This window comes from Candidatus Peregrinibacteria bacterium, assembly GCA_030700255.1.
Taxonomy (GTDB): domain Bacteria; phylum Patescibacteriota; class Gracilibacteria; order UBA1369; family JABINC01; genus JABINC01.
In genome coordinates, this window is record JAUYJN010000032.1 from 38,472 (window position 1) to 60,260 (window position 21,789).

General features: G+C 38.4%; 25 protein-coding genes and 2 tRNA genes. 7 read left to right on the forward strand and 20 right to left on the reverse strand.

Features of this window, described 5'->3' with window-relative positions:
- Window positions 1-34 precede the first annotated feature (34 nt).
- Window positions 35-256, reverse strand: coding sequence for a hypothetical protein (locus tag Q8P68_04100; protein ID MDP4008347.1), 222 nt, complete (start codon window positions 254-256; stop codon window positions 35-37).
- 112 nt (window positions 257-368) lie between these two features.
- On the opposite strand from Q8P68_04100, the gene Q8P68_04105 reads away from it, so the two are divergent.
- Complete coding sequence (locus Q8P68_04105; protein ID MDP4008348.1) at window positions 369-1,166, forward strand: inositol monophosphatase family protein; 798 nt, start codon at window positions 369-371, stop codon at window positions 1,164-1,166.
- Window positions 1,167-1,198: 32 nt separating this feature from the next.
- Here Q8P68_04105 and rpe read toward each other — a convergent pair whose 3' ends face one another.
- Window positions 1,199-1,849: a ribulose-phosphate 3-epimerase gene (gene rpe / locus Q8P68_04110; protein ID MDP4008349.1), complete on the reverse strand. Its 651-nt coding sequence runs from the start codon at window positions 1,847-1,849 to the stop codon at window positions 1,199-1,201.
- Between the two features lie 120 nt (window positions 1,850-1,969).
- On the opposite strand from rpe, the gene Q8P68_04115 reads away from it, so the two are divergent.
- On the forward strand, window positions 1,970-3,259 hold the full coding sequence (locus tag Q8P68_04115) for a hypothetical protein (GenBank protein ID MDP4008350.1): 1,290 nt from the start codon (window positions 1,970-1,972) through the stop codon (window positions 3,257-3,259).
- A gap of 21 nt (window positions 3,260-3,280) precedes the next feature.
- Here the strand turns inward: Q8P68_04115 and rpiB are convergent, their stop codons facing one another.
- The 5 genes from rpiB to Q8P68_04140 all read right to left on the reverse strand — a co-directional run bounded on the left by rpiB (window position 3,281) and on the right by Q8P68_04140 (window position 6,742).
- On the reverse strand, window positions 3,281-3,733 hold the full coding sequence (rpiB, locus tag Q8P68_04120) for a ribose 5-phosphate isomerase B (GenBank protein ID MDP4008351.1): 453 nt from the start codon (window positions 3,731-3,733) through the stop codon (window positions 3,281-3,283).
- A 28-nt stretch (window positions 3,734-3,761) separates the two neighbouring features.
- On the reverse strand, window positions 3,762-4,724 hold the full coding sequence (locus Q8P68_04125) for a ribose-phosphate diphosphokinase (protein ID MDP4008352.1): 963 nt from the start codon (window positions 4,722-4,724) through the stop codon (window positions 3,762-3,764).
- A gap of 83 nt (window positions 4,725-4,807) precedes the next feature.
- Window positions 4,808-5,368, reverse strand: coding sequence for a thioredoxin family protein (locus Q8P68_04130; protein MDP4008353.1), 561 nt, complete (start codon window positions 5,366-5,368; stop codon window positions 4,808-4,810).
- A 2-nt stretch (window positions 5,369-5,370) separates the two neighbouring features.
- Entirely contained in the window at window positions 5,371-6,186 is an 816-nt protein-coding gene (locus Q8P68_04135; protein ID MDP4008354.1) for a hypothetical protein, read from the reverse strand.
- Between the two features lie 10 nt (window positions 6,187-6,196).
- On the reverse strand, window positions 6,197-6,742 hold the full coding sequence (locus Q8P68_04140) for an NUDIX domain-containing protein (protein ID MDP4008355.1): 546 nt from the start codon (window positions 6,740-6,742) through the stop codon (window positions 6,197-6,199).
- 97 nt (window positions 6,743-6,839) lie between these two features.
- On the opposite strand from Q8P68_04140, the gene Q8P68_04145 reads away from it, so the two are divergent.
- The gene (locus tag Q8P68_04145) at window positions 6,840-7,343 is read left to right on the forward strand and encodes a GNAT family N-acetyltransferase (GenBank protein ID MDP4008356.1); all 504 of its coding nucleotides are present in this window, start codon (window positions 6,840-6,842) and stop codon (window positions 7,341-7,343) included.
- 2 nt (window positions 7,344-7,345) lie between these two features.
- Here Q8P68_04145 and Q8P68_04150 read toward each other — a convergent pair whose 3' ends face one another.
- The 7 genes from Q8P68_04150 to Q8P68_04180 are packed head-to-tail and all read right to left on the reverse strand — an operon-like array spanning window position 7,346 to window position 13,241.
- Complete coding sequence (locus Q8P68_04150; GenBank protein ID MDP4008357.1) at window positions 7,346-7,885, reverse strand: class IV adenylate cyclase; 540 nt, start codon at window positions 7,883-7,885, stop codon at window positions 7,346-7,348.
- Between the two features lie 21 nt (window positions 7,886-7,906).
- Window positions 7,907-8,320, reverse strand: coding sequence for a hypothetical protein (locus Q8P68_04155; GenBank protein ID MDP4008358.1), 414 nt, complete (start codon window positions 8,318-8,320; stop codon window positions 7,907-7,909).
- Between the two features lie 44 nt (window positions 8,321-8,364).
- The gene (folP, locus tag Q8P68_04160) at window positions 8,365-9,201 is read right to left on the reverse strand and encodes a dihydropteroate synthase (GenBank protein ID MDP4008359.1); all 837 of its coding nucleotides are present in this window, start codon (window positions 9,199-9,201) and stop codon (window positions 8,365-8,367) included.
- Window positions 9,202-9,211: 10 nt separating this feature from the next.
- On the reverse strand, window positions 9,212-10,039 hold the full coding sequence (locus tag Q8P68_04165) for an aminotransferase class IV (GenBank protein ID MDP4008360.1): 828 nt from the start codon (window positions 10,037-10,039) through the stop codon (window positions 9,212-9,214).
- 10 nt (window positions 10,040-10,049) lie between these two features.
- Window positions 10,050-11,459: an anthranilate synthase component I family protein gene (locus Q8P68_04170; protein MDP4008361.1), complete on the reverse strand. Its 1,410-nt coding sequence runs from the start codon at window positions 11,457-11,459 to the stop codon at window positions 10,050-10,052.
- 9 nt (window positions 11,460-11,468) lie between these two features.
- The gene (gene ndk, locus Q8P68_04175; GenBank protein MDP4008362.1) at window positions 11,469-11,954 is read right to left on the reverse strand and encodes a nucleoside-diphosphate kinase; all 486 of its coding nucleotides are present in this window, start codon (window positions 11,952-11,954) and stop codon (window positions 11,469-11,471) included.
- A 21-nt stretch (window positions 11,955-11,975) separates the two neighbouring features.
- The gene (locus Q8P68_04180) at window positions 11,976-13,241 is read right to left on the reverse strand and encodes a pitrilysin family protein (protein ID MDP4008363.1); all 1,266 of its coding nucleotides are present in this window, start codon (window positions 13,239-13,241) and stop codon (window positions 11,976-11,978) included.
- Window positions 13,242-13,317: 76 nt separating this feature from the next.
- Here Q8P68_04180 and Q8P68_04185 point away from each other — a divergent pair, with 76 nt between their 5' ends.
- Window positions 13,318-15,615, forward strand: coding sequence for a penicillin-binding protein 2 (locus tag Q8P68_04185; protein MDP4008364.1), 2,298 nt, complete (start codon window positions 13,318-13,320; stop codon window positions 15,613-15,615).
- Between the two features lie 5 nt (window positions 15,616-15,620).
- Here the strand turns inward: Q8P68_04185 and Q8P68_04190 are convergent, their stop codons facing one another.
- Entirely contained in the window at window positions 15,621-16,328 is a 708-nt protein-coding gene (locus Q8P68_04190) for a TIGR00341 family protein (protein MDP4008365.1), read from the reverse strand.
- 121 nt (window positions 16,329-16,449) lie between these two features.
- On the opposite strand from Q8P68_04190, the gene Q8P68_04195 reads away from it, so the two are divergent.
- Entirely contained in the window at window positions 16,450-17,223 is a 774-nt protein-coding gene (locus Q8P68_04195; GenBank protein MDP4008366.1) for an SIMPL domain-containing protein, read from the forward strand.
- Window positions 17,224-17,225: 2 nt separating this feature from the next.
- Here the strand turns inward: Q8P68_04195 and Q8P68_04200 are convergent.
- The 3 genes from Q8P68_04200 to Q8P68_04210 all read right to left on the reverse strand — a co-directional run bounded on the left by Q8P68_04200 (window position 17,226) and on the right by Q8P68_04210 (window position 19,260).
- Window positions 17,226-17,300, reverse strand: a tRNA-Trp gene (locus Q8P68_04200).
- A gap of 10 nt (window positions 17,301-17,310) precedes the next feature.
- Window positions 17,311-17,387, reverse strand: a tRNA-Arg gene (locus Q8P68_04205).
- 88 nt (window positions 17,388-17,475) lie between these two features.
- Window positions 17,476-19,260, reverse strand: coding sequence for a DUF3352 domain-containing protein (locus tag Q8P68_04210; GenBank protein ID MDP4008367.1), 1,785 nt, complete (start codon window positions 19,258-19,260; stop codon window positions 17,476-17,478).
- A gap of 131 nt (window positions 19,261-19,391) precedes the next feature.
- Here Q8P68_04210 and Q8P68_04215 point away from each other — a divergent pair, with 131 nt between their 5' ends.
- Together Q8P68_04215 and Q8P68_04220 are read left to right on the forward strand one after the other, a co-directional pair.
- Window positions 19,392-20,954, forward strand: a complete 1,563-nt coding sequence (locus Q8P68_04215; protein ID MDP4008368.1) for a glycosyltransferase family 39 protein — start codon at window positions 19,392-19,394, stop codon at window positions 20,952-20,954.
- A 9-nt stretch (window positions 20,955-20,963) separates the two neighbouring features.
- Window positions 20,964-21,362, forward strand: a complete 399-nt coding sequence (locus tag Q8P68_04220; protein MDP4008369.1) for a peptide chain release factor-like protein — start codon at window positions 20,964-20,966, stop codon at window positions 21,360-21,362.
- Here the strand turns inward: Q8P68_04220 and Q8P68_04225 are convergent.
- Both Q8P68_04225 and Q8P68_04230 read right to left on the reverse strand, forming a co-directional pair.
- Entirely contained in the window at window positions 21,320-21,544 is a 225-nt protein-coding gene (locus Q8P68_04225) for a hypothetical protein (protein ID MDP4008370.1), read from the reverse strand. The two genes, Q8P68_04220 and Q8P68_04225, sit on opposite strands and share 43 nt — an antisense overlap.
- Before the next feature lie 34 nt (window positions 21,545-21,578).
- The coding region (locus Q8P68_04230) for a hypothetical protein (GenBank protein MDP4008371.1) at window positions 21,579-21,789 on the reverse strand (211 nt) is incomplete at its 5' end.

Below are 21,789 nucleotides of genomic sequence, written 5' to 3' on the forward strand. Positions count from 1 at the left end.
TTACATGGAAAATCAACCCTCAAAAGCTCAGGAACTACTTCTTTGCAAAGAATTTATGGAACACTCCACCAAGTAGGTAAAAAGCCGAGAAAAAACCGACCCCTCCAAGTAAGTAAGCGATAAAAAAGTCTACCGTATTGAACATCAACATGTCGCCAATACCCATGTAAGCCCTAACAAGGAAGTATAGCAAAAATGCGATGGCCAAAACTGACAACATACGTGACAAGAACTGCATAAGTTTCTTATTGTACATAAAAATTTTATTAAGAAATATAATTGTATCAGAATATTTTTACCAAAAAACCCTCCTTTACTCAAGAGAAGCTATTATATAAAGTGAACACAGAAAGCTTTTACAAAAAATAATGTTAAATTTTGCAAAACGTATAGCGCTGGAAGCCGGAGATATAGTAAAAAAATATTACTATTCAGATCATCTGGTTATCGAAAATAAATCTGAAAAAGATTTGGTAACAGAGGCTGACAAAGCTTGTGAGAAATTTCTCGTTGAAGCGATCAACAAAGAATTTATGGGCCATGGCATACTCGGTGAAGAAGGTTTTTCGAACGACAATACCAAGGACTACACTTGGATCATCGACCCTATAGACGGAACTTCAAACTTCGCACACAGATTACCTATTTTTGCGATCTCAATCGGACTTGAAAATAAAAATAAGGAAATAATTCTTGGCATCGTATACAATCCAATCTCTGGAGAATTTTTCTCAGCGGAAAAAGGCAAAGGCGCATATCTGGAAATCATAGGGGCAAACGGAATCAACATGGAACCGAAAAAACTTCAAGTTTCAAAAGAAACCAAACTTTCAAAATCCCTACTCGCAACCGGATTTCATCCGGCATTTCCTAAAATGATGAAAAGAAATTTTAAATATTTCGAAGAACTTCAGATGGCATCTCACACTATCCGCAGACTCGGGGCTGCAAGTATCGACCTGGCTTACACAGCCGCCGGGTATTTCGAAGGATACTGGGAACTCAAACTCAAGCCATGGGATATGGCGGCGGGAGTATTACTTGTCACCGAAGCTGGCGGCAAAGTCTCTACCCTGGATAACTCGGATTTCTCAATCTACGATCCGGAAATCCTCGCCACAAATGGACTCATCCACGAAGAAATCCTTACCTACTTCAAGCAATAGGTGCTTCAACATAAAGGCTTAAATTGTCGATGCTAAAGCCTCAAGCTTTCAATAGCTGCCACTCTATCCTCCGCGCCAAATATATAGCTACCGGCAACAAAAACATTCGCTCCAGCATCGCGAGCAAGCTTAATGGTTTCAGCGTTAATACCTCCGTCAACTTCTATATCAAGATTCGGAGCCATCTCTCGCAATTTTCGAATTTTTGGAATAACATCTTCTATAAAACTTTGGCCACCAAATCCAGGGTGTACAGTCATAAGTAAAACCTGATCTACATCACTCAAATATTCCTCAATCCCATCAAGCGGAGTTTCGGGATTATATACAATTTCCACTTTTGCACCGAGTTCCTTAATTTGACGAATGGTCGCACCCAAGTCTTCACAAGCCTCGACCTGCACTCCAATAATCGGCGCATGCTCATTACCGGATTTTTTCACAGCTTCCACAAAAGCCTCAACATATTTTTCCGGATTCTCAATCATCAGATGAATATCCAATGGTAAGTTTGACTTAATACTTTTTACAACAGCCGGACCAATAGTAAGGTTTGGTACAAAATGTCCATCCATAACATCCACATGAATCAAATCCACGAACGGCTCAACTTCTGCAATTTCCTCATTCAATTTTCCAAAGTCCGATGACAATATTGACGGTGCAATTTTTATTTCAAGCATTTTTAAATTAAAAAAGAATAATTCATAAATATTTTAACACTAAACAAATAAGAAGAATAGTTTTTCACCATTGACATAAATTCTAAGAAGCATAAATTTGTAAAAGGATAAATATTTCACATGAACGTATTTGATCGAAATAAAATCTCAGCTTTAACAGCCGGTAACGGTGCTGTTCTTGATATTTCAAGGTATGCAATTGAAGGCCCGGGGCGAGATATGGTGGAGGAAGGTTTTAAACGAGCGAGCAGTGGTGAGAAGCATGGCTTACAGATAGCAATAAAAGCTTTAACCGAAGGTGGTGATAGAGTGATACTCAATGTTGACTCAGGGGCGGAGTCTAAAGAAATTGAAACTGGAAGGAGTAATTTACACTTAGGTGGTAACGCAGTTAATACGGGGATAGCTATAGATGAAGTTACTCGATCAATGACAGGCCAAAAAAATATTTCAATATATGGCCCATTATCTAATTTAATGCATGATTTGATGCGAGACCTGGTACGTATTCCAATAATCAACACATTGTCTTCAAAGCAGGAGAGATGCGCTATGCCAAGTAGAGTAAATATCGTACATCAAGAAAAAGAAATATATGTAGGTAGCCGACCTGATTTTACCGGCAGAATGGATACGGATCTACAATTTTTAAAACGAGAAGGAGTACTCATGCCCATGAGTAATGGGGATTTCTTACTTTCTTCTTGTATAAATTCGCCTTTATTTTGGAGGAAAATGGAGATGTATTTAAAACAAAATCCATCAGCAACACTTTATTTCCAACCTGGTAGTGTGCACTTAAGCAAAATAGCAGAAGGTGCGGCGTATCTACCGAAGCACTTATTGGATGCTGGCAGAGTAAGCATATTATTAAATCTTAATGAAGTAAAAGGCTTTCATGATCATTTAAGATCAAATGACATAGAAAGCCATGATGAGGATGCCGCTAAAATAAAAATAGCTGAACAATTAATTGGTGAGAATAATAGACTTACAGAGGTCACATTTATGTTAGTTCGTTTGGGTATAAAAGATTTTACAATCACAAGTGGTCCGGGGAAAATACTTAACTACACGACTGAACCAGGTCGGGCCGGCGCTGTCTCTATGACAAGCCCAACGTCAAGAATTTTTAACGTGGATTTTCTACGTTCAATTGGAATAGATGTGCCATCTGAGAACGTCTTGTCGACTGGCTGCGGAGACACATTCACAGGTGCATTTATAGCACTATCAAAAATATACCCTAAAGCAAACAAGGGTAAATTACTCCAAGCCGCCAGTTTATTTGCAGCAATACAAACCCACAATCCAGGTTCAAACCTTAGCAATCTGAAACTAAATGACGCAGTAAAGCAAGGAGTAGTTAACATACTTGGCCCAGTAGAGTCAAAAGATATAGCTGCATAAAAAGATCAACATTTAGAATCCCTACGTCTCAATACCTACATTTCCATCTATCATATCAACTCTTTTTTGGTGCCTTTCTTCGGTTGAAAATTCTGTAGTCAAAAATGTTTCAACAATTTTTTTGGCAGTCTCAAGGTCGGTAAAACGTGAACCAAGACATACTATATTTGCATCGTTATGTTCACGAGAAGCTTTTGCTCTCTCTGGAGTATCGGCAAGTGCCGCCCTAACATTACGCATTTTGTTTGCAGCCATGCACATACCTTCACCTGAACCGCATACTAGAATTCCACGAGAACCTTCATTTTCAAAAACCTTCTCTGCAACTTCACGACCAATAACCGGGTAATCAACCGGATCAGTACTAAAAGTTCCAAGGTCGATTACCGAATGATCAGTTGTTTCTTTAAGCCAAGCCTGAAGGGCTTCTTTCATTTCATAACCGGCGTGATCCGCTCCAAGATAAATATGCATTATTCTAATAGTTAAGTAATATATAAAATTAACCCGTCTTCATAATATCAGTCAAAGATTTTGCGTCATGTACACTCTCTATAATATCAGCAAGCAAAGGTGCGATGGAAAGAACTGTCAAAGAATCAAAATGTTTTTCTTTTGTAAGAGGAATAGAATCCGTAACGGTGACTTCTTTGAACCCCGCCCAAAAAAGCCTCTCTATTGCAGGGCCGGAAAATACAGGATGAGTAGCGATCAAGTATACGTCAGGATTTGCACCGGCGGCATCGAGGGCTGCTTTTGCAGCAGTTACTGAGCCGGCTGTATCAATCATATCATCATACAATACGCATGTTCTTCCACTTACGTTTCCAACTACCCCCATAACTTCAGATTTGTTATGCTCCGGCCTATGTTTATGAACTATCGCAAGCTCAGCTCCAAGTTTATCTGCAAACTTTTTCGCAGCCTTGGCTCCACCGGCATCAGGAGAAACTATAACCAAATCTTTAAGATTTTTTTCTTTAAAATATTCAATAAAAATCTTTTCAGAAGACAAATTATCTACGGGAAAATTAAAAAATCCTTGAATTTGATCTGAATGTAAATTCAATGTAACTACATGGTCAGCTCCGGCAGTCTCTATAAGGTTTGCCATAAGCTTTGCCGTAATAGGCTCGCGTGGCGAAGCCACGCGATCCTGCCTCGCATATCCAAAATGAGGCATAACCACATGAATTGTATAGGCAAAAGATCTCTTCAATGCATCCAGCAAAATAAAGAGCTCCATCATATCATGATTCACATTTGAAGTTGCAGTTGTTATAACAAAAACATCACATCCACGCACAGTCTCAAGCGGTTTATTATAAATTTCTCCACATGCAAAAACGCGATCATCAGTAGGAACCAACGGAACATTCAAATGCTCAGCAATCGCTTTAGCTAGTTCGGGGTGCGCCCCTGTAGAAACAAGTCTTAGCGGATGATAATAATTTGCGTTTTCCATATTGTAACTTTAAGTGCGAACTTAATATAAACGATTTTTACATACAATAAAAGCTTAACAATTATAGCACAAATAACAAGTATTTACCATGTCGATGTCCACTTAATACTACAACCCATTGCCGGCTTTTGCTCATTTGATACCTCCTCGCCACTTAATATTGCCTCCAAGGAATCAGCCAATTCATTGCTTTGAGCAGCCCCTGCGTCCTGCCAATTATCATCAATTCTTCCACGATAAACTAATTTCCTCTCTTTATCATAAACAAAAATGTCAGGAGTACAAACGGCTCGATAAGCTCTAGAAACACTCTGATCTTCGTCTATCAAATAAGGGAAATTCATGCCAAAAAGCTTCGGCGCTTTCTTCATTTCTTCAAAACTATCATCAGGATAATTCGGATTCGCTGCATTCGGATTTACCCCAATCAACTGAACGCCTCTACCCTCAAAACGACTCTGAAGCTTATTTAATCTATCCCAAACCGCCTGCACATAAGGGCAATGATTACACATAAAAACCATGACCAAAACTTCTTTATCGGCCCAATCACTAAGAGGGTGCTCCACCTCATCAATTCCCATTAAGGAAAAATCGTGAGCACCACTCCCAAGTGCAACCATTTCAGATTCAAGTAGAACCATAATTATTTAACTTTATTCGCAGTCTCTAACTCCTTAAAAAGCAAATACCAATAAGGGTAAATAAAACACATCACCAAGAATCCCATCACAAACACATAAAAAAGATAAGCGACAATAGCAAGCCCTGAGCCTGCAAAAACACCTTTGAATTGCTGCTCGGTAAGCTGAATCTGTTCGTCATGCCCTCGCAATCCTTCTACGTCAGGCTCAATATTGCTCAAAGTCTGTTTTACGTTAGGCTCTAACTTAGCTTGAAAAATCTGCGCAGGTAAAAACAAAATCACTACAATTACCATGACGACAAAAGCCCTACCAACTATCATCCAAAAATGCCCTTTCGCCACTTGCTTACTATATTTCATAGATTCGAAAATCTTTTTATCACGCAAGAACGCTGCAAAGAAACAAAAACTAAACCATACCAAGAACAGAACGCCCGGCACTATTAATATGCCACCTAGTAAAACCGCAGCCATAAAAACAAAAGTAAGTACTGTCTTTTTCCAGAAATTCCCCTTTGAATCTTTCCAAATTTTATATGCATCAGCAACCCCCTTATCCACAGGCTCGAGTGCCTTTATCAAGGCAACTTTATATTGAACGTTAACAACGACCAAATAAATTATCATAGCAAAAACCAAAAGCGTAAAAATAAACATAAAAACAGTTGGATGTGGAAGTATCGTTCCAACAAGCATTAAAAGAAGCCCCCCTGCTAAATAAGCAAGAAACATAAGTGTCAGTTTGAGATAAACAGGGATCGTTTTTTTACCCATTTCAAAAGATTGGGACAGGTGCTGAGAAACTGTAAATGCCATAGTAAGTGAGTTAAGTAATTAATTTTCTAAGAACTTTTTGATTCGCCTTAAATGCGACTTGCGAAATCATACCATATACTTCTTCAAGAGAAAACCATTCATAACCGGCAATTTCATCTGTAGGGGTAAGTTCACCGGAAACAATATGCGCTTTATAATAAATACTCATGACATGCACACCATACCCTGAAACTTGAGCAGCAGATTCTTCATTGCCGTCACTATACACGTCCATTTGAATATCAAAAAGACCATCAATCTCTATATTTACACCGAGCTCCTCCAAGGCTTCCCGTCGGCAACCATCCTCCGGATGCTCACCTCCTTCTACAAATCCACCGGGCACATCCCACAATCCCAAATATGGATGCCAAGCACGCTTCACAAGTAAAACCTTCCCTTCATCATTCAAAATCAACGCCGAAGCCGCAGGCTTCGAATTATTATAATCAATATACGCACACTTCCTGCACGTATTCCTCTCAATATGATCGAACTCCGGCATCTTAAACGCCATATCTCCACCACACATCGGACAAAATTTAAACTTAGACATTTTTGTAAATTTACAAAATCAAAACGCTGGAATCTTAACATTTCTATAAACATGTTACCAATGGTAATATGTAAAAAATCATTTTCAATATAAAAATATGAGGTTAGTCAAGCCAACGAAAAAATATGAAAAAAGCTGGCAAGAAGCTATGGCTGAATTTAGAAATGAAAACCGCAAAGGTTTTTGGAATTGGATAGAAGAGCCTATTGATTTAGATAGCTATATAAAACTAACAGAAGCTAATGAAAATGGGCAAAGCTTAACGGTAGGCAGTGTCGCATCGACAACATTTTGGCTAATCGACAATAATGAGTTTAAAGGTCATACAAATATCCGTCATGAACTAAATGATTATTTAAAAAAATTTGGTGGCCACATAGGATACTACATTCGCCCATCAGAAAGGCGCAAAGGTTATGGGACAAAAATACTTGGGCTAGCGTTGATCGAGGCAAGAAAAATTGGACTTAAAAAAGTAATGATAGGATGCGACGAATCAAATATCCCTTCACAAAAAGTTATAGAAAAAAATGGAGGCGAATTTACCAAAAAGGTCACGGATGAATGCGAACCAAAATTGATATATTGGATTAAACTCTAAATTTAAAATTTAAGACCATTTAACTCAATTCCATATTTTTGCTTTATAAGCTCTTCACCGGTTAGGTGAGAAGTCTCGTATTTTTCCAAATTAAATTCACGAGCAAGCTCTGAAATACGAGCTGCATTTTCAGCTTCGATTTCAACGAAAACAGGAACGCCCGGAAGCTCATCAATCTCAAATTTCGAACCATCAGCGAGTATATATTCAGTACGTTTTTTCTCAAAATAAATCGCCTGCACATACCCTAGGCTTTGCAGAATTTTCACAGTATTCTCAAAATCAGAAACATGCACTTCAGTCTCATCATAAACTTTGCAACCATCCTCAAGTCGCATATTGTCCTTCCAACATAATTCAATTTTCTCACCAAAAGTTCGCACTCGAAGCAAGTCACCGGAGCGCATAATTTTTTGATCAGGCGTGTCAAAATAAACAGTTTTTAAAATATCATCAACTTTCAAAACCGCCCCTGCCCCAATCAAACGCTTAACCAAATCTTCACGATCTACCTCCAAAAATTTGAGTTCCAGCTCCTTCATAAGATCAAAATAAAAAACAAATTATTTTCTGTATCTATTTGGAAGTGGCGTGATATTTACAGATGCTTTATCACCATCTTGATAAATATTTACCGATACAAATTCAAGACTTGTAAGGTCGTTCGGATCCCCTTTTTGATAAGTCATTTGCCCGGTTTTTCCGTTACTCGCATCCAGCGTAACCGTCCAACCTTCCGCCTTCATCTTCTCATCATACCAAGCAAAAACATCTTCAGCACTATCTTCACTTGTATAAAAATCCACCCCCAATTTATTCTCTACCATAGATCCGGCGTAGACTGGATAATTCAAACTATTTATAGTTACATGATCACCTTTCACAGGTACGGCATTCGAGTTAGAAGTCGCTGAGCCACCACATGCGACCAACAAAAATGAAAGTAAAACGATTGGGACGATAGAAAACTTTTTCATAAAAATTTAGTTAAAATTAATTCTTTTTGAATATACCCATGTTTTTATAAAATCGCAAATGTCTCTGCGACATCATGAACACGAATTATATCAGCGCCATTTTTAATTGCGGTTTTTGCAGCAGCCAAAGACCCATTCAAACGCTCACCAACTGGAAGTTTTTTTACAACGTTTCTATTTTCATCAAATACAAGGCCTGTAAATCCTTTGCGCGAAGCTCCAACCAAAATTGGAAAATCCGCAAACATATCTTTGAGCTCCCCCAATCGATCAAGAATTTCAAAACTATATTTCGCGTCCCCGGAAACAAATGCCCCCATACCAGGATCGAGAATAATTCTTTCAAAAGAGATTCCGTTTGATTTTAGATAATCAATTCGCTCCTCCCAAAAACCGGCAATTGTTTCAATTACATCTTCATATTGGACTTCTTCATTGTTTGTGCGAACAATGTTCCCACCTGCACTCAAAGGAAGGACTGAGTACATGATGCAAACTTTCACTCCGGAATCAGCAACAAGTTTTAACATATTAATATCGCCGCGAAGTGCCGTAACATCATTCAAAATATCAGCGCCATATTTCAAAGCTTTTTCAAGAACATCTGACTTATAAGTATCTATAGATATTTCAAATTCTAGGCCCTCCTCTCGTATTTTTTTCAAAACTTTAAGTACAGGCTCAATCCGTCCCCACTCTTCATCAGAAGAAATATCACTACTTCCGGGCCCGGTGCTCTCCCCACCAACATCTATAATTTGCGCGCCGTCTACTATCATTTGTCTCGCAACCTTCTCTATTCTTAATTTATAATTCCCATCCTGAGCATCATTTAATATTCCACCAAAAAGACTATCCGGAGTAACATTTAAAACCCCCATTAATCGCACTTTATTTTGAAACAAAATCATTATAGGCTTTTTTTAATTCTAAAGTGGATTCACCAATCTCTCCATCACCAACCATCCTCTCATCAACATGCGTCACCGGCAACAGTCCAACGGTTGAGCTTGAAAGGAAAATTTCATCAGCTAAATAAAGTTCATCTTTTGAGATTTCACACTCTTCAATAGACATAAAATCTTTCGCCAATTTTAAAATTTCACTTCTGGTTATTCCTTTCAAAATATCATCTTTAGGTGTTTTCAAAACCCCATCTTTAATAAGAAAGATATTTGAAAAAGTACCCTCCGTAACAAGCCCATTGTGATTTATCATCAAGGATTCATATGCGCCATTTTCATATGCAAATTTCTTGCACAAAATGTTAGTAATCATTGCTGTCGTTTTCACTTTTGGACTCACCCTCTCGATATCAAGAGTAACAACCTTCACTGATTTCATAGTAAATTTATCCAGTTCAAATGCAGTGATAATAAATGTACAATTTTTAATTCCACCGTAGCGAACACTATCTAATCCTGAAGTGATTTGATAGCGAATACGCAACTCTTTATCGTTTGACCCTATTTCCTCATAACGTTTCGCCACCAACTCTTGAGTGATATCGGCGAGTTCATTTTTTGAATATGGGAGCGGTAGCCCCATGCTTTCCGCTGAAGCGAAAAGCCTATCTATATGCTCATCAACAAACCTAAGTTTACCGCCAAAGGTTCGAAGAGCCTCATAAACACCATGCCCCATAAGGAAACCACCATCATTCATCGAAATACTTACCTCATTTTCATCCACAAACTTACCATTAAAAAAAACTATCATTTTGACCGGGTTATTTCATGTTTATTACCTCCAAAAACGCATTCACCTTATCAAAAGTCTCATTAAATTCAAGCTCCGGAATGGAATCCATAACAATTCCCCCTCCGGAATGCATAACGTATTTAAATAATTCCCCACGATTTTTCGCGAAAAGTGTACGAATCATTATGTTAAAATCTGCCATCCCGCGACAGTCAAAATATCCAAAAGACCCGCAATAAACCCCACGCGAAAAATCTTCAAGCTCATCAATTATTTCCATCGTTCTTTTTTTAGGACAACCGGTTATAGATGCCCCTGGAAATATCGCTCGCATAACATCGTATAATTTGACATTGCTTTTTAATATTCCGGAAATATTCGAGGCCGTATGAAGTAAATGAGAATATCTTTCAACAATGCGATGCTCATCAACTTGTACAGTGCCAAACTCACAAACTCGGCCGAGATCGTTTCTCGACATATCCACGATCATCTCAAGCTCAGCACGATCTTTATCAGACTGAACCAAACAGTCTCCAATCAACTTCAATTCAGCCGCCGTCTCACCTCCCCGTATACCGGAAGTCCCCTTGATCGGCCGTGTTTCTATTTTTCGCTTATTGTCTACGTAAGATATTTTAAAAAGTCTTTCCGGGGAATTACTAACCACAGAAAAACCACCTGAATCTTCAGTATAGCCATTCAAAAACACTTGATACTTAGTGGGATTTATTTCCGTTACTGACTTATATATTTCCCATGGAGATTTGTGGCTATCGAAACAAAATCTCTGTGAAAAATTCACCTGGTATGTTTCACCCTTTTCCAAATATTCTTTAACTTTCAAAAGCTTCTCAACATATTCACCCTTTGTTAAATTCGAAGACATAGCCATCTCATTTTCACATGCTTTTTCAGATTCTTTGAAATGTATATTTCTTAAATTCTCAAAAAAATCTTCATCCTCCAAATCAAGTTCTGAAGCAAAAACAATCCACATGCATTTATTAACATGATCCAATATCACAACCTCTTTTGGAACTATAAAATAATAACTCGGATAATTTTGATCATCTGTACATTTCGAAACTATATTTTCAAAACCAAGTCCGGCGTCATAAGAAAAAAAACCTATCAGTCCATATAAAAAGGGGGAGCAAGAGATCTCATCAATAAACTGAAAATCCTTCAAATATTCATTTAACCGCTCATACTGCAAGGCCAGCTTACCACTCAAGTCTTCACAAACTTTTCTCAATTTATCTCTATTTGGCTCTTGAATTTTTTCACTAAAAACCTCATCTCCATATGCAAGAATTGTATAACCTTTTTCTGTCGCATCCTGCAACATGACAATTTTACCCTTACGCTTTCCATCGTTCAAATACGCATAAAGCTTATGTGGATTAACAAAAAATTCTAACTTTTGAATATGCATACATGGCAATTAAACATCACCCATAGTTTCAAGTTCTTCTTCGTTATAAACATGGGCAAATTCGCTTTTATCATATGCAAACAGCTCATCTTTTTTAAAAAATCTTGCTACTTCTTTTTCAGCATTTTCAGGGGTGTCAGAGGCATGAATAACATTACAAGATTGACTCATTGCAAAATCTCCACGAATCGATCCGGCTTCAGCTGCCCGAGCTTTGGTAATACCGGTTATAAGTCGTACAGCTTCAACGCATTCAAGTCCTTCTAAACAAAGTGCAACTACCGGCGAGCTCATCATAAATTTAGATACTCCCGGGAAAAATGGCTTATCTGCGATATGAGCATAGTGCTCACGCAAAACAGCTTCATCCAGTGACATCATTTTCATACCAATTAACTTAAGACCTTTTCGTTCAAATCTAGCAAGTATCTCGCCAACCAAACCTCTCTGAATTCCGTCCGGCTTAATAAGTATAAGTGTTTTTTCCGGTTGCATATATTTTCAGTTAAATATTTATTAAAATTTCAAAGCATCTTCATATTCTTTTGGATTTTCACATGGCCCAATTAACGCCAAACGCAGTTTTTCCTCTTTGAATAAATCCATGGACACTCTCCTTATATCAGCGACAGTCACCTTGTCCACTTCTGCGAAAATTTCTTCAAGAGTTTTGATTTCATTTTTAAGTAGCTCCTGCTCCGTAACAAAGTACGCATACTCTTCTGTGTCTTCCAATTTGAGCGTCATCTTACCTTTGAGATAATCCTTAGCTTTTTGTAACTCGATCTCCGGCACATCTTCCAAAGTAATATTTTTATATTCTTCAATAATTGCTTCTACCGCAAGCTTAATACGATTAATATCAACACCTGCACGAGTAGATATAGCTCCGGTATCCTTATAAAAATCAGTAGAAGTTTGTATATAATAAGAAAGCCCCTTCTGCTCACGTACATTCAAGAACATACGTGAACTCATATTTCCACCAAGAATCACTGCAAGCAACTTCTCAGCAAATTTATCTTTATGATCATTGTCATAAGCTTCGAATCCACAAACAATATGAGCTTGCTCAGTTTTTTTATTAACAACATGAACCTTCTCCGGACTTTCAAGTGACTCAATTGGTAGTGAGTCATACGCCCTCTTACCATCTGCAAATGGAAACATAGCCTTAATCTTTGCAACTATTTCATCGTGCTCAACATTGCCGGCAACAGTGATTACAACATTCTCAGGAGTATAAAGATCCTTTTGATATTTCCTAAAATCATCCTGCATCACTGTTCGAATCAATTCTTTTGTACCTATTTGATCCCAACCAAGTGGCTGATCTCCAAATAAAAGCTGTTCAAAATTCCAACCAACTTGATACATTGGAGTATCTTGATACATGTTTAATTCTTCCAAAATTACACCGCGCTCTTTGTCGATTTCAGTAGGGTCAAAAGTCGCATTCATCATCATGTCAGATAAAACATCGATCGCTGTATCCATCTTCTCTTTCGCAACTTTAACATAATATCCAACATACTCTTTGCCGGTAAACGCATTAAAATCCCCTCCGATTCCATCTATAGTTCCGGATACTTCCTTTGTGTTTTTGTACCGAACTCCACCCTTGAAAAACATATGTTCAAGAAAATGAGCGATTCCATTGTTCTCCTTGGTTTCAAATCGTGAGCCGGCTGCTACAAATATTAACACGGTAACTGCATTTGTACCCTCAAGTTTCTTAGTAACGATGCGTAATCCATTCTCTAAAGTTGTCTTATTTAGCATTTTCCGATATTAATTTGTATTTTTTCAAGCAGCGACTATGGTATAGTTCCGCTGCTAAAAAAGCAACACAACACATATGGCAAAAAAGCTACGATTAAAATTGAAACTGAATAGAATACAAGTCTTAATGGGATTATTTGCAGTGCTTTTTGTTATGGTCATGCTAAAAGTATTTTGGCTGCAAATAGTGCAATATGATTATTATTTCAAAATTGCACAAAGAGAGCACCAAGGTTATGCGGAGCTTCCGGCCAGACGTGGGGAAATTTACATAACTGAATATCATTCCGGAGAAGAGTTCAAGCTTGCAACCAATACAACTCTTGACCTTATATATGCAGACCCTTCATTGGTACAGGATTCAGCGTATATAGCGGAAAAACTTGCTCCAATACTTTTTGACTTAGAGGGAGAGAGAAGAATTGACGAAGAAAGAATAAGAAAAGCAAAAAAGATGGTCTTAAAAGAACTTCTTCCACCGGAAAAAAATCCTGAGACTGAAGAGGGCGTCGAAGAAATCAAACCCATTGAAAGCACTCAAGGCGTTGCTCCAAAAACAGATGAAGAACTATTCAACCAATTCAAACATGAACTAACGGTGAAACTCAGCGAAAAAGTGCGTACACAAATTCTTTTGATCCAAAAAGTCGACCCGGAACTTAAAGAAAAAATAATGAACCTACGTTTAAGTGGGGTTGAAATAACAGAAAGTGGAGACCTGTACGCATACCCTACTCAAATAGGAGACAAAGCGAAAACGGCAAAGCAACTAGCGCCATTAACAGGTTTTGACAAAGATATTTTGGAGAGACTCCTATACGGAAAAAACCGATATACGGTTTTGAAGAAAAAACTTCTCCCGGATCAATCAGACATGGTTAACGCATTAAAAAAAGAAGATCCTGAGAATTTCATAGGTATTCGACTTCAAGAGGAGTACTACCGATACTACCCGGAGGGCCAACTTGCGGCGCAAGTGCTAGGATACGTGAACTCTGCAAATATCGGCCAATATGGAATAGAGGGCGGATTTCAAGATATGCTTGAGGGAATAAAAGGATATTTCACATCTCAAAAAGATGGCACTGGAAGTCAGATTACAGTTGGAGAAAGTGTAATCAAGCCGGCAGAGGACGGCATGGATATTTATTTAACAATAGATCGAGCTATACAACTTGAAGTTGAGAAAGCACTGGAAGAAGGCGTGAAAAATGCTCAAGCGGACTCTGGGCAAGCGATTGTAATGGATCCAAAAACCGGTGCTATACTTGCGATGGCACAATATCCTACTTTCAATCCTAACGAATACGGAAAAGCATTTGAGAAAAAAGAAATAGAACTCACAAAGGATCAAGCGGATAATTTATATGTTATAGGTGAAGGCGAGAATCAAAAAAAATATTTATATATAAGGAAAGACCCCGATGAAAGAATACAGATTTTCGAGAATCCGGATACTCCGGGTATTTATTATACTTATGCAAATCGAGTTGGCCCGGAAGTTTACAAAAACAAATTGGTACAAGAAATTTACGAACCGGGATCGGTTTTCAAGGCAATTGCAATGGCATCAGCTATAGATGCGGGCGAAGTCACTCCAAATACAACCTTTACAAGTTATGGGCCGTTAAAAGTAGATGAGTTTGAAATTCATACATTCGATGACCACTATTATGGCGTATCAACAATGACTGAAGTATTAGTTCACTCTGACAATACCGGTATGGCATGGGTCGCTCAAAAATTAGGACGAAGCTTGTTTTATAACTATATTAAAAAATTCGGCTTCGGCAAAAGAACAGATATAGAATTTAGAGATGAAGAAGATGGAAGGGTTGAATATTACAAGGACTGGGCTGATTCCGAACTTGCCACGCATGGTTTCGGCCAGGGTATTTCTGCAACTCCACTGCAAGTAATTACAGGTGTTGGTGCATTGGCAAATGGTGGGGTTCTAATGCATCCTCATATAATGGATAAAACTATAAATCCTGCCACGGGCGAAGTAAAACAAATCGAGCCAAAAAAAGTTGAACGAGTAATTTCCGAAGAATCAGCAAAAACCATCACATCGATGATGGTTACAACTGTTGAAAAAGGATACCCACTTGCGCAGGTGCGCGGCCACTACGTGGCCGGCAAATCCGGAACATCACAGACATATAAATTTGGAAAAGCGCTCAAAGGTATCGGAACTACAATCGGTACGTTTGCAGGATTTGCACCTATAGACGATCCTCAATTCATAATTCTAATCAAAATGGATCACCCAAAAACATCTCCTTGGGGAGCCGTCGTATCAGCTCCGGTATTCAAAAATATAGCTGAATTTATTTTCACCTATTACAATATACCTCCGGACAAAGATTACTAAAATTACTACTCATTTTCCTCAACTTCATCCTTGACTGTTTTTTCAACAATGCCTTTTACCTCACGATAATTAAAAAAGAAAAAAATCAAAAATGATGCGAAAAATATACCACCGACATTGATACTAAAAAGTGTGAATGATTTTTGTACCGCTTCCATATTATTATGAGCCAGTTGTATACCGGTGACACAGAGTGGCGGAAGCAAAGCTACGGCTATTGCGATACCGGCCAAATTCACATGAAGCGTTTCACTGGCCCATGCATAGGCGCCGGCAAAGCCGGCGAAAAACGCAACCAACACAGAAATAACTGAATATGAAAGGCTCGTCTCAATTTCATAATTCATATATGCATCAGGGGCAAAAACATAAGAAACCGCCGAAGATATGGCAAGTATCAATATAGTGGAAGCTATCAATATTCTCAAAGAACGTAAGAAAAGATCTAGGCGGCCTGCGGCCGCCCCAAGCCCAAGCGCAAGGATAGGGTATAGCACTGGGGATACAAGCATACCTCCAATAATAATCGCCGTGTTATTTTCAATAAGACCAAATGTAATTATCAATATAGCAACCACTAACATAACATAATAGTCCGCACTATCCCTACTTTCTGCAATAAGAATTGCAGCAGTTTTTTTCTTCTGACGAAACTCATGAGAAAAGCTTCTCGGAGATATAAATTCAGCAACTTTTTGAAAAATATTTATCATCAAAGACATTGTAGCACAAATCCGCCCCCCTGACCACTCATACAAACTCAAAATAATGTAATTTTACCCAAGAAGATGTACTGTAATAATGATAAGCACTTATAATTAACCCTTTTAACCTATGTTGCCTAAATTCGACCAAACCAAGCCACTTGCGATTCCGATTTCTGTACTGATTGTTTTTATAATCGCATTTTTCGCAGTACAAACGGTAAAAGTCTACAAAGAAATACGATACGTTGGAACTCCGGAAACCTTTGAAAGACAAATTTCAATCGAGGGAACGGGTAAAGTCATGGCATTTCCTGATATAGCAACGATTACTGTAGGAATAGACACAAAAGGTAAAGAGGTAGCGACGGCACAAAAAGAAAATTCAGAAAAAAACAACGCCCTAATAGCAAGTTTAAAAAAACTTGGAGTTGCCGAGGAGGATATCAAGACAACTTCTTACAATGTTTATGAAAACCAAGAATACAACCCTGAAGTGCGAAAATATGACTCACTCGGTTGGATGGTTTCACAAAGACTCGAAATAAAAATTAGGAAAATGGATCAACTTTCAAAAGTCTTGGAAGCCGCAGGGCAAGGCGGAGCTAATTCAATCTCAGGGCCAAGCTTCACAATAGATGATATGACAACTATAAAAGATGAGGCTCGTGAAAAAGCCATAGCTGATGCTAACAAAAAAGCTGAAATTCTAGCAGATAAACTAGACGTAAGACTTGGGAACATAACCAGCTACAACGAATACATGCAAAATGACAGACCGGTTTATTACGAAACTATGTCGATGAAAGGAGTAGATGACAGCATGGACATGGCTGCCCCGGAAATTCAAACAGGCCAAAACGAATACGCTATCACGATCAACATCACATACGAACTAAAATAATCTGGCAGGGATAGAAGGATTCGAACCCTCACTAACGGTTTTGGAGACCGGCGTGCTACCATTGACACCATATCCCTAGAATTTTTGTGGTGCACCTGGAGGGATTCGAACCCCCAACCCTCGGTTCCGAAGACCGATGCTCTATCCAGTTGAGCTACAGGTGCATGCCTTATTGTTTTCTCAAAAAGCGGGGATAAGTGTAACGTTTGAGACTTAAATCATCAAGAGCCAAATTCAATAACTTAACATCACCTACTTCACCTTTAAATAACCTGCTGTTCTCATGTTATTTTTAGAGGTGATTTCGCTTCCAAGTACAAAGTAATCTAATTTTTTAAGTACATTTACGACTTCGGCAATGGCACTACGGTAGTCAGATTCAGTAGCTTCTAAGGCAGCTTTTGATTCTTCTTCTGACATTTCAGTAATACTGTTCATAAACTCTTGCTGACTTAGTTGAGATTTCAATACAACCTCAGCAAATTCACCAAAGTAATCTGTCAAAAGTGAAAAATCAAAATATATAACCCCTCCGTCAGCATCTCCTATGGTTTTAATAGCTTCGTCATATCGCGTATTGTCAGATATCACATCGTCTCCGTAGTTTTCGTAGAGACCTTTTTGGATACTAAGAATAAATAAATCGTCCTCTGTTAGACCGTAAGTAAAATCAATTGATGGAGGCGTTACCCCTGGGAATTGCTCTGCAAAACTACCATCGTCAAAAGCTGCAAGATCAATTGAAATCACACTAAGATCTCCATATGCGGCTTTTTGCATAGCAGCTCCGAGCTGTTCTTGGGAAAGAGTTATGTAACCGGATAATTGTGTATCAAGTTTAAGGTAAAAATCACGAGCCGCCTGAGAGTTCGAACTCGCATCAAATGCCAAGGTAATACCTGGGATTAACCAATCCCCTTTTTGTAATACAAATGCAAACCCCTTATCCATCCATGAGAAAAGCCCGGCCTCTAAATCAGAACCAAACAAAGATCTAAATCCTTCACTAATAGATGGATCACTAAGCGTAGGGTTGTTTCTAAGGCTATTTGCAAGGTCATAAGACTCTGTATAAGCAATCAAATCATTGGCATTGAAATAGTCCGTCATATAAGCACCGGGTCCTGAAAACATACTCAGATCCGCGCCATATTTTTTCATTTCATCTTTATCAAAAGAGGCGAATCCTTTCAAATCAAATCCATCTTCTTTTGCGCTAACTCCATACATTTGATAATCAACAAGTTTAAATGGATTCATAGATAATGCGCCATCCGAAGCGCCACCAACATCCATACCTCCAAGATCGAAATAAGCATATATCAACTGAGGTTCACTAAACTCTCCAAATGTTTTCAAATAATTTTGATTGTCAGAAAGTGCATCCATATCTCCGGCGTAACGGGAAAGTGCATTCTCAACAGCATCATCTGTCGTAGTCATTACTAAAAAATTATCGATCAAAATTATCTGAGTTCCGGCCTGAGTATCGGTCACTGTTAGATAGCCCTGATTGTCACCAAGAATCATTCCTTCGCTTTTCGATAAAGCGTTTATAAAATCTTCTGCTTTTTTTACGTCCGCGACAATGAAAGCTATAAACATTTCTCCGCTATAATTTGCTTCGTAAAGCTCTATAGTTACATCTGATTCTTCAGTCGGCTCAGAAGTTTGTTTATTTAAATCCATGGCAACGATCGCTCTATAGTCCTCACCAAGCATAGGCTTAAGGTCATCTTCAAAAGTAAGGTCACTTTCAGCAAGGATTTCATTCATAGTAGCCAAATATTTATCCAACAACGGCTGAAGCTCAAATTTCTCCAACAAAGTTTTGAAATTATCTTTTTGCACTTGGTCATAAGCACCATAAGAAATAACAACGCTAGAGTTGTACGGTGCCAAATCTTCAAGACTGTAACCATCTTCATTCGTTGGCAATACATTACTCGCTGTACCACCGCATGAAATAAGCAAAAACAAACTTGAGATCAAGATAAGGGACAAAGACAAAAGCTTTTTGTAACTAAAGTTTTTCATATTCAAAAATTATAAATTTAAAGTATTTTAAGCACTGTGAATCTTATAAGAATGTATCCAAGATAACAAAGGAAAATCGGATTCTAATTCTAAAAATTCATGCTAAAGTAACCTCGATATAAAAATTAAAGATGAATTTTTTAAATAAAATCGTGTCGAAAGACCTGTATGCATATTTGTTTATTTTAGGGTTAGCCTTGATTGTATTTGGGAATGCGATGGGTGGTGAGTTCTTATACGATGATTTACTTTTGATAGTTGAAAATGAATTCACGAAATCGTTTGCGCACTTCGTAGACTGGTTTACTTCAAGCTCTACATCAGGGGCCGGGCGCGAGCTCGGCAATTTATGGAGACCGCTTCCAAGCGCGGTATATACATTAATATACAGCTTGTTTGGACTGAGCCCGGCTATGCATCATATTACAAACATAATTTTGCATTCTATAAATGGATATCTAGTTTATAAATTACTGGATAAATTTTCTATCGAAAAAATATGGTGCCTGCTCGCAGCGCTCATATTTATCGTCCACCCTGTGCAAGCCGAATCAGTGAGCTATATCTCAGGACTCCCAGACGTACTCAGTACATTATTTGTACTGCTCGCCCTCAATTCTTACGCAGAAATATCTGACAAAAAACCAACTCAACTCATAAAAACAGGTGGGTTTTTCGTACTTGCACTTCTCACCAAGGAATCGGTAGTAGTCTTATTTCCGCTCGCGATTTTGATCGATATTTTCAATTGGCAAAACTACGGTGCGAGAGAAAAAAACTTCCGCAAAAAATCGCTCGCCCTACTCGGAGCCATGACTCTCATTTTCATAATTGCAAAATTCACAATTTTAAATTTTAACAAGGACCTCGCTTTAACTCATGAAAAAAACCCATACACAGAACATGTATATGTAAGGTTAATCACATTTACAAGCATCTTAATTCAATATGTAAAACTACTCGTCTATCCACTCCATTTATATATTGATAAGGAGCAGACTGTATTTACAACTTTGCTAAAACCACAAGGTTTGGCCGGCCTCGCAATCCTTGGCACTATTTTAATCGGCTCTTATCGTTCATTCAAAAACAAAAGATTTTTCATGCTCGCTGGCCTATGGTTCCTCTGCGCTTTGATTCCTGTCTCAGGAATTATTCTTACAAATTCAATGTATTTCGAACATTGGCTATACCTCCCTATTATCGGGCTACTTATCATGCTCGCTGCCGCTCTAAATAATTTAAATTCACACAATCAAAAAATTGCAATCACCGTACTTCTCCTCGTCGCCGTACTCTTCGGAACACGCACCATAATCCGCAACCGCGACTGGCATGACGCAATTACATTTTTCAAACACGAACTCAAGTACACAGAAAATCCAGGCAGAGTTCATCACCAAATCGGAACCGCATACTTACGCGCCGACAATTATCCCGAGGCTATCAACGAACTCAAAGTCGCAACCTCACTCAACCAAGAGAACGTCGATACTCAATTCAGCCTCTGCCTCGCGTACTACCTAAACAAACAACTTCCCCTCGCAGGAATTGAATGCCAAAAAGCACTTCAAATCGACCCAAGTCACAAAGCTTCCATGATGACCTTATATAACATTGCCGTAACAACAGGAAACCTCCCACTCGCTTCAGAGCTCAATCAAAAACTCAGAGCTATCGGCGTAACTCAATAACTCTAATATATGAAATTCCCCGTAGAACTCACAGAGAAACATTTAGAAAAAGCCAAACAACTCAATATCAAACCGGAGGATATTGAGGAATCTTTTGTGCTCGGCAGCGGAGCCGGTGGTCAAAAGATAAATAAAACTGCAAGTTGCGTGCTACTACGCCATAGACCAACGGGTACTGAAGTCCGCTGCCATCTACATCGCGAACAATCAAAAAATAGAATCTCCGCATACAAGCTCTTAATCGACAAAATCGAATTTCAAATCAAGGGTGAACAATCTGAAAAAGCAAAAAAGATACATAAACTTAAAAAGCAAAAACAACGTCGTTCAAAGAAAGCCAAAGAAAAAATCCTCGAAGCAAAACATCACCGTGCAGAATTAAAAGAGACTCGCAAATCAGTAAAATAATTTGTTTTTAACTCAACAAATTTATTGCGCCCCAATGTAAGAAAGCCGTTTATATCACTAATATCAATATCTGTAACGCTTGATGCCAAATCAACTTCTCCTTCACTCGTTTTATCATCCTCGATCACCCCACAACCCTTGATTTCCCCACAACTTATTTTCTCACCTCCAAAAGTGTTCACGTGAACACTATGGAGAATTTTGTGGGCTAAAAAGTCAAAATTTCGTAAGTGCCAGTTTCCTGTGTTCCAAATAAAGAAGGTCTGTTTTTGTAGGCTCGCGATATATTCCCGCATGTGTAATCTTATGATGAAGCTTGCACAGCGCTATGAGATTGTCGTGAGATTTGGTCTTCGCATAGCCATTTTTGTGATGAAACTCCGTTGCCGGCTTTTCGCAATTTGGACTGCTGCACCTGCCACCTGTT

What these genes read in the sequence shown, in the direction of transcription:
- rpe (MDP4008349.1), bottom strand. Translation starts at nt 1,849, where the DNA reads ATGCTTGAAATAAAAATTGCACCGTCAATATTGTCATCGGACTTTGGA.
- Q8P68_04135 (MDP4008354.1), bottom strand. Translation starts at nt 6,186, where the DNA reads ATGGCATTTACAGTTTCTCAGCACCTGTCCCAATCTTTTGAAATGGGT.
- Q8P68_04165 (MDP4008360.1), bottom strand. Translation starts at nt 10,039, where the DNA reads ATGATAGTTTTTTTTAATGGTAAGTTTGTGGATGAAAATGAGGTAAGT.
- Q8P68_04100 (MDP4008347.1), bottom strand. Translation starts at nt 256, where the DNA reads ATGTACAATAAGAAACTTATGCAGTTCTTGTCACGTATGTTGTCAGTT.
- Q8P68_04210 (MDP4008367.1), bottom strand. Translation starts at nt 19,260, where the DNA reads ATGAAAAACTTTAGTTACAAAAAGCTTTTGTCTTTGTCCCTTATCTTG.
- Q8P68_04190 (MDP4008365.1), bottom strand. Translation starts at nt 16,328, where the DNA reads ATGATAAATATTTTTCAAAAAGTTGCTGAATTTATATCTCCGAGAAGC.
- Q8P68_04150 (MDP4008357.1), bottom strand. Translation starts at nt 7,885, where the DNA reads ATGAAGGAGCTGGAACTCAAATTTTTGGAGGTAGATCGTGAAGATTTG.
- Q8P68_04140 (MDP4008355.1), bottom strand. Translation starts at nt 6,742, where the DNA reads ATGTCTAAGTTTAAATTTTGTCCGATGTGTGGTGGAGATATGGCGTTT.
- Q8P68_04130 (MDP4008353.1), bottom strand. Translation starts at nt 5,368, where the DNA reads ATGGTTCTACTTGAATCTGAAATGGTTGCACTTGGGAGTGGTGCTCAC.
- Q8P68_04215 (MDP4008368.1), top strand. Translation starts at nt 19,392, where the DNA reads ATGAATTTTTTAAATAAAATCGTGTCGAAAGACCTGTATGCATATTTG.
- Q8P68_04115 (MDP4008350.1), top strand. Translation starts at nt 1,970, where the DNA reads ATGAACGTATTTGATCGAAATAAAATCTCAGCTTTAACAGCCGGTAAC.
- folP (MDP4008359.1), bottom strand. Translation starts at nt 9,201, where the DNA reads ATGGGGGTTTTAAATGTTACTCCGGATAGTCTTTTTGGTGGAATATTA.
- Q8P68_04185 (MDP4008364.1), top strand. Translation starts at nt 13,318, where the DNA reads ATGGCAAAAAAGCTACGATTAAAATTGAAACTGAATAGAATACAAGTC.
- Q8P68_04170 (MDP4008361.1), bottom strand. Translation starts at nt 11,459, where the DNA reads ATGCATATTCAAAAGTTAGAATTTTTTGTTAATCCACATAAGCTTTAT.
- Q8P68_04145 (MDP4008356.1), top strand. Translation starts at nt 6,840, where the DNA reads ATGAGGTTAGTCAAGCCAACGAAAAAATATGAAAAAAGCTGGCAAGAA.
- Q8P68_04155 (MDP4008358.1), bottom strand. Translation starts at nt 8,320, where the DNA reads ATGAAAAAGTTTTCTATCGTCCCAATCGTTTTACTTTCATTTTTGTTG.
- Q8P68_04220 (MDP4008369.1), top strand. Translation starts at nt 20,964, where the DNA reads ATGAAATTCCCCGTAGAACTCACAGAGAAACATTTAGAAAAAGCCAAA.
- Q8P68_04180 (MDP4008363.1), bottom strand. Translation starts at nt 13,241, where the DNA reads ATGCTAAATAAGACAACTTTAGAGAATGGATTACGCATCGTTACTAAG.
- rpiB (MDP4008351.1), bottom strand. Translation starts at nt 3,733, where the DNA reads ATGCATATTTATCTTGGAGCGGATCACGCCGGTTATGAAATGAAAGAA.
- Q8P68_04195 (MDP4008366.1), top strand. Translation starts at nt 16,450, where the DNA reads ATGTTGCCTAAATTCGACCAAACCAAGCCACTTGCGATTCCGATTTCT.
- Q8P68_04125 (MDP4008352.1), bottom strand. Translation starts at nt 4,724, where the DNA reads ATGGAAAACGCAAATTATTATCATCCGCTAAGACTTGTTTCTACAGGG.
- ndk (MDP4008362.1), bottom strand. Translation starts at nt 11,954, where the DNA reads ATGCAACCGGAAAAAACACTTATACTTATTAAGCCGGACGGAATTCAG.
- Q8P68_04105 (MDP4008348.1), top strand. Translation starts at nt 369, where the DNA reads ATGTTAAATTTTGCAAAACGTATAGCGCTGGAAGCCGGAGATATAGTA.